Annotated in this window: 16 protein-coding genes; 5 read left to right on the forward strand and 11 right to left on the reverse strand. The window is 64.6% G+C overall.

Annotated features, from left to right (window positions below; all coding sequences use genetic code 11):
* From ACODTA_RS23075 to ACODTA_RS23085, 3 genes are all read right to left on the reverse strand, one after another.
* The coding region (locus ACODTA_RS23075) for a M16 family metallopeptidase (RefSeq protein ID WP_489069043.1) at nucleotides 1-679 on the reverse strand (679 nt) is incomplete at its 3' end.
* A gap of 184 nt (nucleotides 680-863) precedes the next feature.
* A complete protein-coding gene (purC, locus tag ACODTA_RS23080) occupies nucleotides 864-1,643 on the reverse strand; it encodes a phosphoribosylaminoimidazolesuccinocarboxamide synthase (protein WP_222989725.1) in 780 nt (259 codons plus the stop codon).
* Nucleotides 1,644-1,757: 114 nt separating this feature from the next.
* On the reverse strand, nucleotides 1,758-2,669 hold the full coding sequence (locus ACODTA_RS23085; RefSeq protein ID WP_489069045.1) for a DUF4349 domain-containing protein: 912 nt from the start codon (nucleotides 2,667-2,669) through the stop codon (nucleotides 1,758-1,760).
* A gap of 157 nt (nucleotides 2,670-2,826) precedes the next feature.
* Here ACODTA_RS23085 and ACODTA_RS23090 point away from each other — a divergent pair, with 157 nt between their 5' ends.
* Entirely contained in the window at nucleotides 2,827-3,765 is a 939-nt protein-coding gene (locus ACODTA_RS23090) for a glutaminase (RefSeq protein ID WP_489069047.1), read from the forward strand.
* Here ACODTA_RS23090 and ACODTA_RS23095 read toward each other — a convergent pair.
* Complete coding sequence (locus ACODTA_RS23095; RefSeq protein WP_489069049.1) at nucleotides 3,746-3,922, reverse strand: hypothetical protein; 177 nt, start codon at nucleotides 3,920-3,922, stop codon at nucleotides 3,746-3,748. The genes ACODTA_RS23090 and ACODTA_RS23095 overlap by 20 nt on opposite strands.
* Before the next feature lie 118 nt (nucleotides 3,923-4,040).
* Here ACODTA_RS23095 and gcvA point away from each other — a divergent pair, with 118 nt between their 5' ends.
* Nucleotides 4,041-4,940, forward strand: coding sequence for a transcriptional regulator GcvA (gene gcvA / locus ACODTA_RS23100; RefSeq protein WP_489069051.1), 900 nt, complete (start codon nucleotides 4,041-4,043; stop codon nucleotides 4,938-4,940).
* 10 nt (nucleotides 4,941-4,950) lie between these two features.
* On the opposite strand, the gene ACODTA_RS23105 is transcribed toward gcvA, so the two are convergent.
* From ACODTA_RS23105 to ACODTA_RS23115, 3 genes are all read right to left on the reverse strand, one after another.
* Nucleotides 4,951-5,469 (reverse strand): CAP domain-containing protein, encoded by a 519-nt coding sequence (locus ACODTA_RS23105; RefSeq protein ID WP_489069053.1) that lies wholly within the window; start codon nucleotides 5,467-5,469, stop codon nucleotides 4,951-4,953.
* A 98-nt stretch (nucleotides 5,470-5,567) separates the two neighbouring features.
* Nucleotides 5,568-6,629 carry an aldo/keto reductase gene (locus ACODTA_RS23110; RefSeq protein ID WP_489069055.1) on the reverse strand — a complete coding sequence of 354 codons (1,062 nt, stop codon included), beginning with the start codon at nucleotides 6,627-6,629 and terminating at the stop codon, nucleotides 5,568-5,570.
* A gap of 87 nt (nucleotides 6,630-6,716) precedes the next feature.
* Nucleotides 6,717-7,088 carry a hypothetical protein gene (locus tag ACODTA_RS23115; protein ID WP_489069057.1) on the reverse strand — a complete coding sequence of 124 codons (372 nt, stop codon included), beginning with the start codon at nucleotides 7,086-7,088 and terminating at the stop codon, nucleotides 6,717-6,719.
* Nucleotides 7,089-7,217: 129 nt separating this feature from the next.
* Here ACODTA_RS23115 and parC point away from each other — a divergent pair, with 129 nt between their 5' ends.
* The gene (parC, locus tag ACODTA_RS23120) at nucleotides 7,218-9,467 is read left to right on the forward strand and encodes a DNA topoisomerase IV subunit A (protein ID WP_489069059.1); all 2,250 of its coding nucleotides are present in this window, start codon (nucleotides 7,218-7,220) and stop codon (nucleotides 9,465-9,467) included.
* A gap of 184 nt (nucleotides 9,468-9,651) precedes the next feature.
* Nucleotides 9,652-11,328 carry a putative bifunctional diguanylate cyclase/phosphodiesterase gene (locus ACODTA_RS23125; protein WP_489069061.1) on the forward strand — a complete coding sequence of 559 codons (1,677 nt, stop codon included), beginning with the start codon at nucleotides 9,652-9,654 and terminating at the stop codon, nucleotides 11,326-11,328.
* Here ACODTA_RS23125 and ACODTA_RS23130 read toward each other — a convergent pair.
* The 4 genes from ACODTA_RS23130 to ACODTA_RS23145 form a co-directional block, all read right to left on the reverse strand.
* Nucleotides 11,304-12,509: a CCA tRNA nucleotidyltransferase gene (locus ACODTA_RS23130; protein ID WP_489069063.1), complete on the reverse strand. Its 1,206-nt coding sequence runs from the start codon at nucleotides 12,507-12,509 to the stop codon at nucleotides 11,304-11,306. The two genes, ACODTA_RS23125 and ACODTA_RS23130, sit on opposite strands and share 25 nt — an antisense overlap.
* On the reverse strand, nucleotides 12,497-13,099 hold the full coding sequence (locus ACODTA_RS23135) for a CoA pyrophosphatase (RefSeq protein WP_489069065.1): 603 nt from the start codon (nucleotides 13,097-13,099) through the stop codon (nucleotides 12,497-12,499). Before ACODTA_RS23135 ends, ACODTA_RS23130 begins: the two co-directional genes overlap by 13 nt.
* Nucleotides 13,096-13,647 (reverse strand): DUF1285 domain-containing protein, encoded by a 552-nt coding sequence (locus tag ACODTA_RS23140; protein ID WP_489069067.1) that lies wholly within the window; start codon nucleotides 13,645-13,647, stop codon nucleotides 13,096-13,098. The genes ACODTA_RS23135 and ACODTA_RS23140 overlap by 4 nt, the downstream gene beginning before the upstream one ends.
* Before the next feature lie 71 nt (nucleotides 13,648-13,718).
* The gene (locus ACODTA_RS23145) at nucleotides 13,719-14,261 is read right to left on the reverse strand and encodes a GNAT family N-acetyltransferase (protein WP_489069069.1); all 543 of its coding nucleotides are present in this window, start codon (nucleotides 14,259-14,261) and stop codon (nucleotides 13,719-13,721) included.
* A gap of 130 nt (nucleotides 14,262-14,391) precedes the next feature.
* Here ACODTA_RS23145 and ACODTA_RS23150 point away from each other — a divergent pair, with 130 nt between their 5' ends.
* On the forward strand, nucleotides 14,392-14,763 hold the full coding sequence (locus ACODTA_RS23150) for a dihydroneopterin aldolase (protein WP_489069071.1): 372 nt from the start codon (nucleotides 14,392-14,394) through the stop codon (nucleotides 14,761-14,763).
* Nucleotides 14,764-14,765: the final 2 nt, after the last annotated feature.

Here is a 14,765-nt window from a genome sequence, read left to right on the forward strand (position 1 = left end):
TCCCGATCACGTGCGGATCGCCGATCGGCAATGCGCGCGACACGGGGGCGCCGGGCAGGGCGAAATCGATGAAATGCTCCAGTCTCCGCAGTGAGAACTGGTCGCGTGAGCGGCGTTCGGACAGGATCACGCCGCGCTCGCGATCGACGGCTTCGGGGGAAATGGTCAATTCGCCCGCGATCTCGCGCATCAGCATCAGGCCGCTGTCGAGCGTGGCATGGCCGGCATTGGGCAGGTCGAGCGAATAAACGGTCTGGGTGAACGAGGTGGATGCGTTGGTGTCGGGGCCGAAGGCGAGGCCGTGGCGCTCCAGGATCTTGATCATCTCGCCTTCGGGAACGCGCTTCGAGCCGTTGAACGCCATATGTTCGAGGAAATGCGCGAGGCCGCGCTGGTCGTCGGCCTCGGCGGTCGATCCGACATCGAAGCGCAGCCGGATCGAGGCGGCATGCAGCGGCGTAGTGTTGCGGCGGATGGCATAGCGCATGCCGTTGCGGAGCACGCCGTAATGGATATCCGGATCGGGCGTCAGATCGCTGCCGCGCAGGCCCCAGGCGTTGGCCGCCGGTTTTGAAGGTGGCGCGATCGTGGCGTTTGACGATGGCCCCCGGGCGGGAAACTGGCAGGCGGAAAGCAGTGACAGGCCTAGCAGGGCCAGGATCAGGGTGGGGCGCGTCATCGACGGGCGATCAAGCATGGAGCGGGGCGGCAGGCAAGCATCGGCGGAGGCGATGCGGGTCGCATGAGCATCGCCTCCGCCAGGCTCGAAGGCCTGGAGGTGCGATAGCGTGCACATGCGAATCGGAATTGGATGTTTCGGACGGTGAGCTTCCGAAATGCTGCGTCAGCTCACCGAACTCGACTTACTTGCCGCGCTTCTTGCGGTGGCTTTCCAGGTCGAGCACCGGATTATCGCCACCCTCGGGCAGCAGGCCCAGCCGGCGCGCGACCTCCTGATAGGCTTCCACCTCGCCGCCCAAGTCGCGGCGGAACCGGTCCTTGTCGAGCTTCTCGTTGGTGGTCATGTCCCACAGGCGGCAGCCATCGGGGCTGATCTCGTCCGCCAGGATGATCCGGGCATAGTCATTGTCCCAGATCCGCCCGAACTCGAGCTTGAAATCGACCAGGCGGATGCCGATGCCAGCGAACAGCCCGCTCATGAAATCGTTGATGCGGATCGCCATGTCGGCGATGTCGTGCATCTCTTCCTGGCTGGCCCAGCCGAAGCACGCGATATGCTCGTCGGAGATCATCGGATCGCCGAGCGCATCGTCCTTGTAGCAATATTCGATGATCGTGCGGGGAAGCTGGGTTCCCTCCTCGATGCCGAGCCGCTTCGACAGCGTACCCGCCGCGACGTTGCGCACCACCACTTCGATCGGAACGATCTCGACCTGGCGGATCAACTGCTCGCGCATGTTGAGCCGGCGGATGAAGTGATGCGGAATGCCGATATTGCCGAGCAGCGTGAAGATATGCTCGGAAATCCGGTTGTTGAGCACGCCCTTGCCGTTGATCGTGCCCTTTTTCTGGGCATTGAACGCGGTCGCGTCGTCCTTGAAATACTGGATCAGGGTGCCGGGCTCCGGACCCTCGTAAAGAATCTTGGCCTTGCCTTCGTAGATCTGGCGGCGGCGGGACATCGGCACGAACCCCTGAAAAAAGCGGCCCCGGCCGCGCAACGCGGATGGTGCGCAGGCCGGGGCGGGAAGGGGGCGCCTATAGCTCAATGGGAACGGTGGCGCAATTGCGGGGTTTCAGTCCGCCGTCGATAGCGGGGCGGGCGTGCCCGATTCCCGCCATTTGCGGACGAGCGGGCGCAGCAACAGCCGCCAAAGGCCCCAGCCCAGCGCCGCGAGCAGCGCCAGCGGCAGCAACGCACCGAGCACGACGATGAAAGCCGCGATCGCGCCGACAAAGGTTTCGCCGGCCGTGCGGAAGGCATCGCGCAGCGGCGAACCGGCATCGAAGCCGGGCACGATCTCGCCCGATCCGTAGTTGAACACCATTGGCGTGCTGGCGAGCGATTCCCGATTCTCCTCGCGCGTGACGCTTGCCGATTCGATCTGGCGCGAGACCTCCTCCAGCCGGCTGTTGATCTCGGCGCGTTCCGCCTCGGTGAGCTTGGGCTGTTTCAGGCGCGCTTCCAGCCGCGTGCGTTCGTCGCGAAGCCGTCCTTGCGCGCGGCCGGCCGCGCTGATCGCCGAACCCGCATCTACGCCGCTGATCTCGCTGCGAACGAGCATGCCTTCCGCGGCGTTGACCAGCCCGATCCCGTCCTTGCCGAATTGCCTGGCGAGTGACGGTTCGAGCTTGAACGCCAGCATCGCCGCGATATCTCGATCATTGATCAGCCGGTAGGACATGCCGGTGATCCGGCAGCGATCGATGCCCAGCTTCTCGCAGGCTTGGGCATGTTTTTCCTGGGTTCCGCCGATCTTCGCGGCGTCCATGCGGAAATCATAGCGATAGTTGAAGGCGACACCCGGCGCGGCGGTGGGCGCGATGCCGGGAGGACTGGCTCGCCCAGCGGCGGGCGGTTCGCTCGCGTCTTCGACGGACAGCGCCTGCATTTCCACCGCATTCTCCGATGGCGCCGGCTTGTCGCAGCCGGCAAGCGCCAGTGTGGAGAGCATCGATACCAGAACCAGTCCGGAAAACCTGCGCATGCGCCTTCTCCTCCTTGTTGATGTTATATTAGCTCATTGGTTGAGATTGCGGTCAATCGTGCAAATATGTCGACGAGCTGTTGCGCAAAGGCCACGCTCGCAAATCAAGTGATGCGCGGCCGCGAAGCGGTTAAGGGGGCGGTGAAGGGGAGGCGGTGTGCCTGATATTCAACGTATCATCGACATGATCGCTGACGAGATGATGGCAGCACCGCATCGCGGTGAGGTCGCCGATTATATTCCGGCGCTGGCCAAGGTCGATCCGAAGCGATTCGGCATCGCGGTGGTTGCGGCGGATGGGCGGGTTTTCACCGCGGGTGAAGCGGATGCCGCCTTCTCGATCCAGAGCATATCCAAGGTGTTCACGCTGACGATGGCGCTGGGCAAGGCCGGGCAGGGCCTGTGGAAGCGGGTCGGGCGAGAACCTTCGGGATCGGCGTTCAATTCGATCGTCCAGCTCGAGCAGGAACATGGCATACCGCGCAATCCCTTCATCAACGCGGGTGCGCTGGTGGTGAGCGACGTGGTTCTCGGCACCGGCGACCCGCGCGCGACGATCGGCGAGATCCTGCGTTTCGTCCGCTATCTGGCGGATGACGACGACATCGAGATCGACATGGAGGTCGCGGGATCGGAGGCACAGACCGGATTCCGCAATATCGCGCTCGCCAATTACATGAAGGCGTTCGGCAATATCGAACGGCGCGTCGAGGATGCGCTGAATGTCTATTTCAACCAGTGCGCGCTGGCGATGAGCTGCCGTCAGCTCGCGATGGCCGGGCGCTTCCTGGTGCATGACGGTATGCATCCCGGCACGGGGCGGCGCGTGGTCTCGGCGTTGCGCGCTCGGCGGATCAACGCGCTGATGCTCACCTGCGGCCATTATGACGGATCGGGCGAATTCGCCTTTCGCGTCGGCATTCCGGGGAAATCGGGTGTCGGCGGCGGCATCCTCGCGATCGTGCCGGGGGAGGCGTCGGTCGCGGTCTGGTCGCCGGGGCTGAACGAGCGCGGCAATTCCCAATTGGGATCGCTCGCGCTCGAACGCCTGTCGGACGCTACCGGCTGGTCGGTGTTTACCGCGCGGGGCCGATAATTTTTCCGCCACGGGGCTGTGCTCGCCATGGCGCCTCGAACTGGATTTCGTTCAGCTTGGTCATCGCCGCCATGGTTGCGGCGATGATGTTATTGATTGCGCTCGTGAAGGACTGATGGTGTTCGCCCCACATCCGGGCGTCATAAGCGTCGCGCATGATGATGCTCCTTTCGGGTTTTTCCGGACTGGCCGGCTGACACCGAAATGGCGGATCCTTGGTGGTTTCGCCAATCAAAGGCTGGACCGATATCATAAGTGTGCCTTATGATTGGGCCATGCGCAGATTACCGCCTCTCGCCGCCGTCCGGGTGTTCGAAGCCGCGGCACGTCATGGCAATTTCACGCGTGCGGCCGAGGAACTCGGCATGACCCAGGCGGCGGTCAGCTATCAGATGAAATTGCTCGAGGAGCGATTGGGCGTCGCATTGTTTCATCGCGTCCGGCGCCAGGTCAGTCTCACCGAAGTCGGACGTCGCATCGCGCCCCTGGTGTCTGGCGCGTTCGATGCGCTCGACGGCGCCTTCGCGAGTGTGCGCGCCGAGGATGAGTCGATGCTGACGATCTCGACCTCGCAGACCTTCGCCAACACCTGGTTCGCCTGGCGATTGGGCGGCTTCCAGGTCCAGCACCCGGATATGGCGGTGCGGCTGCTGGCCAGTGATGCGCTCACCGATTTCAGTGACGATGTCGATGTGGCGGTACGCGTCGGGCTCGGCCCCTGGCCGGGGCTGACGGCGGATCTGCTGCTGCGGATCGATTTCACGCCGATGTGCAGCCCGGAATTCCTGGCGCGCCATGGTGGCAGGATCGGCGCCACCGACCTGCTCGATCTTCCGCTGATCAGCCCGCAGGACCCGTGGTGGGCCTTTTGGCTGCGCGAGGCGGGTGTCGATGTGCCCGACGGCACGATCAAGCCGGGCGTCAGGCTCGACTCACAGGCCAATGAAGGCAATGCGGCGATGGCGGGGCAGGGGGTGGCGATGCTGACGCCCTTCTTCTGGCGCAACGACCTGGCGGAAGGGCGGCTCGTGCGATTGTCGGACCAGCTCTCGTCACGGGGCTACGCCTATTGGCTGGTCTGCCCGGAACAGCGCCGCAATGTTCCGAAGATCAAGCGCTTCCGAGAATGGCTGCTTGCCGAGATCGCGAAGGACGAAGCGGGCTGGACGGCATGAGCCGTCCGTATCAGAAGGGCCGCTCGCCCATCACATTGCCGCTCGCCGAGTAGCGGCAGACCAGATAATCGTCCTCGTCATTGCTCGCGATGGCGCAGCCTACGGCGCCGGTGTCGCGCCAGACGATCTGGGTATAGTGGCCCACATCCTCGAGATCGCCGGTGCGGCTGTTGGCGGGGAAGGTGCCGTAGACGAAATCCTTCTTCTCGCCGATCCAGTGGCCGACCATCGTTTCGGGCCGGAACGCACCGCGCGTGCCCATCCAGAGATTTTCGCCCTGCGCGTCGGGATCGTCCGATTCCTCCTCGAAATGCTCGAACTCGCCGCTCGCCGCGAGATATTGCGCCCATTCCCGCGCATCAGTGGCCAGCTTCGTGTCCCAGTGCATCGCGGGCAGACCGAGCGTCGCGCGCTCGCGATTATGTGCCGACAGGATCAGCGTGTCGCGATCGGGCGCCACGGCGCCGGTCAGTGCCGGGGCCAGCCCCAGCAGCAGCGCAGTCTTCGCCAGCCATGTCCGCTTCGTCATACCGGATCCCCAGGCGCGCGGCCCCTCCGGAGCGCGCGGGAGTCAGTATAAGGGGATGCGAACTTGGCTAATGGTAACCGGCAGCGGTGAACGAGGCGTTAGGGTTCTTTGCGCGTGGACGTGGGCGTGAAGGGGGCCGGGATCCGGCCGTTGCCCTGGCGCGAGAGCATCCAGCCCGGATATTCCTCGGGAAGCGCGCTCACGGCGTCGAGCCGGGCCATATCCTCGCTGGTCAGGGTGAGCCCGGATGCGCTCAGATTGTCGTCGAGCTGGTCGAGCCGCTTCGCACCGATGATGACGCTGGTCACGAATGGTTTGGCGAGGATCCAGGCCAGGGCGACCTGCGGCACCGTCGCGCCATGGGCTGCGGCCACATCGCGCATCACCGCGATCGCCCGGTCGGCGCGGCCGCGATCGACCGGCGGGAAATCGAAATTGGCGCGGCGGCCCTCGCCTTCGCTGCCGCCGGGGCCATATTTGCCTGACAGCAATCCGCCCGCGAGCGGGGACCAGACCATCAATCCCATCTTCTCGGATTCGATGAAGGGCACGATCTCGCGTTCCAGATCGCGGCCCGCGATCGAATAATAGGCCTGTACGCTCTCGAAGCGGGCGAAGCAGCGACGCTCGGAGATGCCGAGCGCCTTCATCATCTTCCACGCCGCCCAGTTGGAAACCCCGATATAGCGGACAAGGCCGCGGCTCACGAGATCGTCCAGCGCGCGCAGCGTCTCGTCGATGCCGGTAACGCTGTCATTGCCGTGGATCTGGTAGAGATCGATATGGTCGGTTTGCAGTCGGTCGAGGCTTTGCTGGACCGCATCCATGATGTGGCCGCGCGAAGCGCCGGCGTCGTTAGGGCCGGCCCCCATGCGGATGAACGCCTTTGTGGCGACGACGACGTCGCTGCGCCTGACCTGGAGGTTCTGGAGCGATTGACCGAGCAGCCGTTCGGACTCGCCGCCCGAATAGACATTGGCGGTGTCGATGAAATTGACCCCGGCTGCCAGCGCGCGTTCGACGATCCGATCGACGCCGTCCTGATCGAGGCCGGCGATCTGACCCCACATAGTATCCTGGGTCGAGGAGCCGAAGGTCATCGCGCCAAGGCAGATTTCCGAAACGAACAGGCCGGTATTGCCGAACTGGTTGTAACGCATGGCAGGTCTCCAGGGCCGGGGAAGGGGTCGGGTGAAGATAGGCGGTGCGGTCAACCGCTCCAAGCCGCGTACCGAACCGTCGAACGATCAGAAAGGGGTCTTGAGCCGGATCATAGAGCGATTGCTCCGTAGACCGTTCGTCGCGGCGCTTCCAACCATGGTGACGCTATCGGTTTCGACCGCGACTTTGCTGTTACCGAAGGCGCTCATTTCGGCGCGCACTGGCGCGCTTGCATAAGCGGCATCCGAAAGAGCGCGCAGCCGATGGCGTTGCTCGCCGCCGCGACGCGCGCAGACAACGATCTCCGTGCCGTCTTCCGATCGGCAATGCCGCGATCCGGTCAGATCAAGCGGTTCCTCCTCATGTTCGGGCAGCTTGCGCAAGTCGAAATCGGCAGGGATGTCTGGGGCGGCCAGCGCGGCGGTTGCCTGCAAAGCGAACAGGAAAAAGGCTGCCACACGGATCTCCCCGCCGTCATCTGCTCAGCCTCACATGCGATTGTGTCTTCGATAGGGCGGTCCCGGAAAGCGCTGTCGAGATGATCGGGGGTACTCGCCACGCCGAATCCGCGCTGCTATCGCCTGGTCATGGCCACTGAATTTTCCGATCCTTTCGATCAGATCGTCGACGCTCCCTTCGATACCGCGCTCAGCGAACGCTATCTGGTCTATGCCCTGTCGACCATCACCGCGCGATCGCTGCCGGATGTGCGCGACGGGCTGAAACCGGTGCACCGGCGGCTGCTTTGGGCGATGCGGCTGCTCAAGCTCGATCCGGGGCAGGGCTACAAAAAATGCGCGCGCGTCGTCGGTGACGTGATCGGTAAATATCATCCGCATGGCGACGTCTCGGTCTATGACGCGATGGTGCGCCTGGCGCAGGATTTCGCGCTGCGGTACCCGCTGGTCGACGGCCAGGGCAATTTCGGCAATATCGACGGCGATAATGCCGCGGCCTATCGCTACACCGAAGCGCGGTTGACCCAGGTCGCGATCGATCTGATGGCCGGGCTCGACGAAGGCACGGTCGATTATCGTCCGACTTATAATGGCGAGGATGAAGAGCCGGAGGTGATGCCCGGCCTGTTCCCCAATCTGCTCGCCAATGGCGCGAGCGGAATCGCGGTGGGCATGGCGACGAACATCCCGCCGCACAACGCGGCCGAACTGATCGACGCCGCGATGCTGCTGATCGACCAGCCCGCAGCCGAGCCCGCGCAATTGCTGCAATATGTGAAGGGGCCCGATTTCCCGACCGGCGGCATCGTGATCGACAGCGCGGCGTCGATCGCGGAGGCCTATGCCACCGGGCGCGGCGGGTTCCGCGTCCGCTCGCGTTGGGAAAAGCAGGACGAGGGCCGGGGCACCTGGGTCGCGGTGGTCACCGAGATTCCCTATGGCGTCCAGAAATCGAAGCTGATCGAGCAGATCGCGACGCTGATCAACGACAAGAAGCTGCCGATCCTGGCGGATGTCCGTGACGAATCCGACGAGAAGATCCGGCTGGTGCTCGAACCGCGCAGCCGCACCGTCGAGCCCGAGATGCTGATGGAAAGCCTGTTCCGGCTCACCGATCTCGAATCGCGCATCTCGCTCAACCTGAACGTGCTCGATGCGAACCGGACACCCCGTGTCATGGGGCTGAAGGAGGTTCTGACGTCATGGCTTCGTCATCAGATCGAAGTGCTGATCCGCCGCTCGCAACACCGGCTGGCAAAGATCGACGACCGCGTCGAACTGCTCGACGGCTATCTGATCGCCTATCTCAATCTCGACCGCGTGATCGAGATCATCCGGACGGAGGATGAGCCCAAGGCAGTGATGATGGCCGAGTTCGGGCTGACCGACCGTCAGACCGAAGCGATCCTCAACATGCGGCTGCGTTCGCTGCGCAAGCTTGAGGAAATGGAGATCCGCAAGGAGCGTGACGATCTGGCCAAGGAGCGCGAGGGGCTGGTCGCGCTGATCGAAAGCCCGGCGCGTCAGCGCACCCGGCTGAAGCGCGATCTGGGCGTGCTGCGCGAACGTTATGGACTGGAAACCGCGCTTGGTGCGCGACGGACCACGATCGAGGAAGCCGCGCCCGCGCGCGAAATCCCGCTGGAGGCGATGATCGAGCGCGAGCCGATCACGGTGATCATGTCGCAGCGTGGCTGGATCCGTGCGATGCGCGGCCATATCGATCTCGCGTCGGCCGATGCGGTCAAGTTCAAGGAAGGCGATGGGCCCGCCTTCGCTTTTCACGCGCAGACCACCGACAAGATCCTGCTCGCCGCCGATACCGGGCGGTTCTACACGCTGGGTGGCGACAAGTTGCCGGGCGGTCGCGGCTTCGGTGAGCCGGTGCGGCTGATGATCGACATGGAGGGCGATGCGGGAATCGTCGCGCTGGTGCCGGTTTCGGCATCGGCCAAGCTGCTGGTCGCATCGTCCGACGGTCGCGGTTTCGTCGCCGCGACGGCGGAGGCGGTCGCGGAGACGCGCAAGGGCAAGCAACTCGTCAATCTCCGCCCCGGCGCCAAGCTGAAGGTGGTAAGGGCGGTTCCGGCCGAGGCCGACTATGTCGCGGCGATCGGCGATAATCGCAAGCTGGTGGTATTCCCGCTGAACGAGCTTCCGGAGATGGGGCGCGGACAGGGCGTCACCATCCAGAAATATCGCGATGGCGGCCTGTCCGATGTGATCGCCTTCCGCTTCGAGGAAGGGCTGAGCTGGACGATGGGCGGCGAGACCGGTCGTACGCGGACGGAGACCGATCTGACGCCATGGCGTGTCGCCCGCGGCGCGGCAGGCCGCATGCCGCCCACGGGCTTTCCCCGCAACAACCGCTTCGTGTGAGAAGGGGGGCTTTGGCCCCTTCTTCGATGTGGCGGTGTTATCGTTGCCATTAACCTCGTTTCACGAAGAATTTACCTGATCCGGGCTAGGCCGGATCTGCATGCGTGTTGTGTCGAAAATCAGGGGCGACAAACGCCCCGAACGGCAGGCCGGAATTCCGGCGCAGCTACCCCTTGGGCTGCGCGTGGCCGAAACCCCGCTTCAGCAGTTTTTCGAGGCGCGCCAGCAGCTTCTGGATACCTTGCCGATCGCCGCCGCGCTGGTTGCCGTCAGCAAGTCCGGCAAGCCGTTCGTCGAATGCAGCAATCCGATCTTCAAGCGGTATGAAACGCCGATCTCGACCTTCGATGGCGACGATGCGCCGATCCTGGAGCGCAACGGATTGGGCGCGCGTGTCTGCGCCTTCCTGGCGAGCGGAGAGGCGAGCGACGAGTTCGTCTGGAATGACGGCAGCCCGATCGAACAGCGCCATTTCACCGTCAAGATGACGCGGCTGGTCGATACGCCCGACGACAAGCGGCGCTGTATGGTCTTCCTGCTTGACCAGACGGCGCAGGTGCGGACCGAACAGAATCTCCGTCGGGAGATGCTGTCGGACAGCCTGACCGGCTTGCCCAATCGCGCCGGTTTCACCGAGTTGCTCGAGGACGCCGCCGAACAGGACGGGCATTTCGCGGTGCTTGTCATCGATCTGGTCCGTTTCAGCCGGATCAATGAATGTATCGGCGCGATCGCTGGCGACGAACTGATCATCACCGTCGCACGACGCCTGCTCAAGGCGATGCGTTCGGGCGATCGGCTGGCGCGCACCGGGGGGGATGAGTTCGGCATGCTGATCCGGCTTGTCGACGGGCCGGGTGACGCGCTGCATGTCGGCCGCCGGATCAAGGAGGCGCTGGCATCGCCGTTCAGGCTCACCGATCTTGAGATTCGCGTCGATTGCAGCGTCGGCTGCGCGCTGATGCTTGACGAGCAGAGTGATGTCGAAAAGCTTGTCCGCCACGCCCAGTTCGCGCTCAAGCGCGCGAAGGAAACCGGCAAGATCGAGATCTACCAACCCACCGCCTTCCATCTCGCGCGCCATCGTTTCAGCATGGAGACCGAACTGCGCCGCGCGATCGAAGTCGGGCAGCTCCACCTTGCCTTTCAGCCACTTATCGATCTCTCCTCGGAAAATGTGTCTGGCTTCGAGGCACTGGCGCGCTGGGAGCATCCCGAACATGGCACGATCGGCCCGCAGGATTTCATCCCCGTCGCAGAGGAGTCGGGGCTGATCGTCCCGCTCGGCCGTTGGGCGCTGACCAATGCTGCCCGCACTCTTGCTGAATGGGATCGACGCGCGGGATCGGCGCTGCCGGTGCGGATGAGCGTCAACCTGTCCGCGATCCAGATCGTGCGAGATGATATGTGCGCCGCCGTGGCGGAAGCGCTGGCAGCGACGGGCATCGCAGGCAATCGACTGACGCTGGAGCTGACCGAAAGCGCGATCATCGCCGATCCGGAACGCGCGGTGCGCGTGCTGGACGGGCTGAAGGCGCTCGATACCACGATCGCGATGGACGATTTCGGCACGGGTTATTCCAGCCTCGCCTATCTCCAGCGCCTGCCGATCGACATATTGAAGATCGACCGCAGTTTCATCACCGGCATGCTGCTCGACAAGAACAAGATCGCGATCGTCCGCGCCGTGCTGTCGCTCGCCGACGCGCTGGGCATGAAGACCACCGCGGAAGGCATCGAGTCGTTCGAGCTTTCGCGAACCCTAGCCGCGCTGGGCTGCGCGACGGGGCAGGGCTATTTCTACTCCGATCCGCTCGATACGGATCAGGCCTACAATTATCTGCTCGCGCGCAACAGCTGATCGACTTCGGCGTCGGCGATTTCGTCGATGCGTGCTCCTCCCGGAAAGCCTTCCTCGATCCAGCGCCGCTCGATCGCCTGCATTGCCTGCGCCACGCGCGGGCCGGCGGTTAGTCCGCGCGCGACCAGCGTGCCGCCGCGCAGCGGGAAGACTGGGCGATCGCGATCACGGATGCGCGCCCATTGCGTGGCCGCATCACAATCCAGCAGCAGCCGATCGAGCGCGCCCTCTTCGCCAAGCCGGTAGAGGGCTTCCACCGGATCCCTGGGATCGGGTGCAAGCGCGGCGGCGATGCGTTTGCGCTGCGCATTGGACAGGCGCAGCCGTGAAGCCACGCCATCGGCGGCGGCGGTATCCTGGGGCAGCAGCGCGATCAGCCGGCGGATCGCATCCGGCGAAGCGCCGATCTCCCGTTCCTGGATCAGCAGGGCGCCAAGCCGGTCGAGCCCGGCTTGATCGATCTCTGGCAGGGCAGGTGCCAATATGCCGTTCTCCAGCATCAGCGCGATGGTGGGAAAGGGATCGGGCAGCGTGAGCAGTTTTGTCAGTTCGTCGGCGATGCGCTCGCGCGAAAGCGCCATCAGGTCGCGCGCGCGTTGCCTGCAGGCGGTGAGCGCTTCCGCGTCGGGCGCGCCACGGCCGAACCGGGCGTGGAAACGGAAGAAGCGCAGGATCCGCAGATGATCCTCGGCGATCCGGGTCAGCGCGTCGCCGATGAAGCGGATGCGTCCGGCCTCCAGATCGGCCAGGCCGCCGAAATAATCGAACACGGCGCCAGTCAGTGGATCGGCGTAAAGCGCGTTGATCGTGAAATCGCGCCGTGCCGCGTCCTCGCGCCAATCGTTGGAAAAGGCGACGGTCGCGCGGCGGCCGTCGGTGGAAACGTCGCGCCGCAGCGTGGTGATCTCGATCGGCCCGCCGGCCAGCACGGCGGTCACCGTGCCATGCGCGATGCCGGTGGGAATCACCTTGATTCCCGCCTGTTGCAGCCGGCGCATCGCATCGTCGGGCGCCAGCGGCGTGGCGATATCGATATCGTTGACCGCAATGCCCATGATCGTGTCGCGCACGGCGCCGCCGACATAGCGCGCCAGCCCGTCATCGGCGCCCATCGCATGGAGCAGCCTGTCCAGTCCTTCGCGTGTCCGCCACGCGGCTTCAGGCAGCGTCACTCCGTCCAAGCGAGCCTCCGCGCCAGGTTCACGATCATCGCTGCGGTCGCCCCCCAGATTCGCCGTTCACCATATGTGATCTCGTAATAATGGCGCTCCCGGCCCTGCCACTCCACCGCCTGTTCGAGATGGTTCATGGGTTCGAGCAGGAAGGAAAGGGGCACTTCGAAGACGTCGGCGACCTCGGCGTCGTTGGCGCGTAGCACAATGTCGGGTCGCACCACGCCCACCACCGGGGTCACCTGAAAGCCCGTGATGGTACGATAGGGATCGGTCTCTCCGATCACCGTGACCGCCGATGGCGGCAGCGCGATCTCTTCCTCGGCCTCGCGCAATGCGGCACCCACTGCGCCCGTATCTCCGGCGTCGATCCTGCCGCCGGGAAAGGCGATCTGGCCGGCATGTTTGCGCAGCGTCTCGGTGCGCTGCGTCAGGATCACGCCGGGATCGGTGCGATCTGTCACCGCGACGAGCACGGCAGCCGGAACCAATATATCCTGCTTGCCGGGCACGGCGTCACGATTGTCGCCCGCCAGCAGGATCGGCGATCCTCGGTGCCCGGCGTCGAGCGCACGGCGCAATTTGTCCACCAGGATCATGCCGCCTCCTCGATCGGAAAAAAGGTGTCACGGCTCCACAGGCCGGGCGGATCATGATCGAGCGCGAGATCGGCGAGTTCATACCAGACAGAGCGGGCGACAAGCGCCTCAAGCCCGCTGCGCACATGAAGATAGAGATGCGGGCCGTCCGCGGTTTCGGCGAAACGCAGCGGATGATCCGGGCCGGCCACGATGATGTCGCCGGTATTCAGCCGAAAGGCGAGCGCTTCGCTCTCCGCCCTGACCTCGACCGCGACGAACGGGGCGTCGTCGACCATGATGTCGAGTTTCTCGACCGGCGTGACGAGCACATAGCCGCCATCGGGCTCGCGCCGCAGGATCGTCGAGAAGAGCCGCACCATCGCTGGCCGGCCAATTGGCGAACCTTGATGATACCAGGTGCCGTCGCGCGCAATCCGCATCTCGCTATCGCCGCAATGGGTGGGATTCCATTTCTCGACAGGCGGCAGCCGCCGCTCCTCGGCAAGCCGAGCGATCTCGGCGAGCGAAAGGCCGGTCAGGTCGGCGGGCGGTTCGATCGAAGGCATGGCGCGGAGTTAGGGCGTCGGCGAGACGTACGCAATGTCATCCGGCTGTCATCTGGTCGGATATTGGCGCGTCACGCGGGGCGCGGCAGGACTTCGCCAGCGGCAGGCATCGGTTGCCCGGCGCGGGCGCGGGCGAGCAGGCGGCGGCGCTCGACCGGCCCGTCCACGATCCAGCCCGCGGTTCCATCGGCGCTGAAACCGAAGAAGCGCCCATAATATTCGGGATCGCCGATCATCATCAGCGGTGGCCAGCCGCCGGCATCCGCAGCGTCGAGCATCGCCTGCATCAGCGCGCGGCCGATGCCCCCGCGTTGCACGGCGGGCTCCACCGCGACCGGCCCGACCATCACCATCGCTGCGTCGCCGATCCTGACCGGCCAGCACTGGATCGTGCCGAGCAGCGCACCGGCCCTGTCGAGCGCGGCGAAGCTCAGCGCGGGAATCGCGCGGGTCCCTGCGCGCAGGCGATAGGCGGTGCGGCCGTGTCGATCGGTCCCGAACGCATCGTCGAGCAAGGCTTCGACCGCGTCTTCGGAGACATGGGCGATAGGGACGATATCGATCGCGTCCGCCGCGTTTATGTTCGCGGCGTCGATCTTTACGGGATGCGACACCTGGATCCTTTCATCGGGCCGGGCAGGGGCCGGCGGTCGCGGGCATTTAGCGATTCCGGCACGCAAGAAAAGCGTGAATCGCGCGCCAGCCGTGATACGGAGGCCGAAACAGCCTTGGAACAGGGTCTCAATGGACGATCGTCTTCAGTTGCGCGTGCTCGATCTGGAGGTTCCGGTGCTCACCGGCATCTATTCAGAGGAAACGCATCTTCCCCAGCCGCTGCGGATCTCGGTGCGTGTCGATATCGACTGCCCCGCGCATTTCGCGCCGGAAACGCCGCTTTCCGCGTCGAAGAACTACATGGACCTGAAGCATGCGGTGACCTCGGCCTTGCCGGAGGGGCAGCATTTCACGCTGGTCGAGGCGATCGCCGATCATATCGTTGAAACGCTGATGGTGCAGGATGCGCGGGTGCAGCGAGTCGAAGTCGAGATCGTCAAGATCGCCATCGCCGAGGCGGACGAGTCGATCGGCATTTCGCTGGTGAGGCACCGGCGGTGAGC

This window comes from Sphingomonas sp. FG14, assembly GCF_057809675.1.

Coding starts and splice junctions, on each gene's coding strand:
- ACODTA_RS23085 (WP_489069045.1), bottom strand. CDS start 2,669: ATGCGCAGGTTTTCCGGACTGGTTCTGGTATCGATGCTCTCCACACTG.
- ACODTA_RS23140 (WP_489069067.1), bottom strand. CDS start 13,647: ATGCCTTCGATCGAACCGCCCGCCGACCTGACCGGCCTTTCGCTCGCC.
- gcvA (WP_489069051.1), top strand. CDS start 4,041: ATGCGCAGATTACCGCCTCTCGCCGCCGTCCGGGTGTTCGAAGCCGCG.
- parC (WP_489069059.1), top strand. CDS start 7,218: ATGGCCACTGAATTTTCCGATCCTTTCGATCAGATCGTCGACGCTCCC.
- purC (WP_222989725.1), bottom strand. CDS start 1,643: ATGTCCCGCCGCCGCCAGATCTACGAAGGCAAGGCCAAGATTCTTTAC.
- ACODTA_RS23095 (WP_489069049.1), bottom strand. CDS start 3,922: ATGCGCGACGCTTATGACGCCCGGATGTGGGGCGAACACCATCAGTCC.
- ACODTA_RS23105 (WP_489069053.1), bottom strand. CDS start 5,469: ATGACGAAGCGGACATGGCTGGCGAAGACTGCGCTGCTGCTGGGGCTG.
- ACODTA_RS23150 (WP_489069071.1), top strand. CDS start 14,392: ATGGACGATCGTCTTCAGTTGCGCGTGCTCGATCTGGAGGTTCCGGTG.
- ACODTA_RS23135 (WP_489069065.1), bottom strand. CDS start 13,099: ATGATCCTGGTGGACAAATTGCGCCGTGCGCTCGACGCCGGGCACCGA.
- ACODTA_RS23110 (WP_489069055.1), bottom strand. CDS start 6,629: ATGCGTTACAACCAGTTCGGCAATACCGGCCTGTTCGTTTCGGAAATC.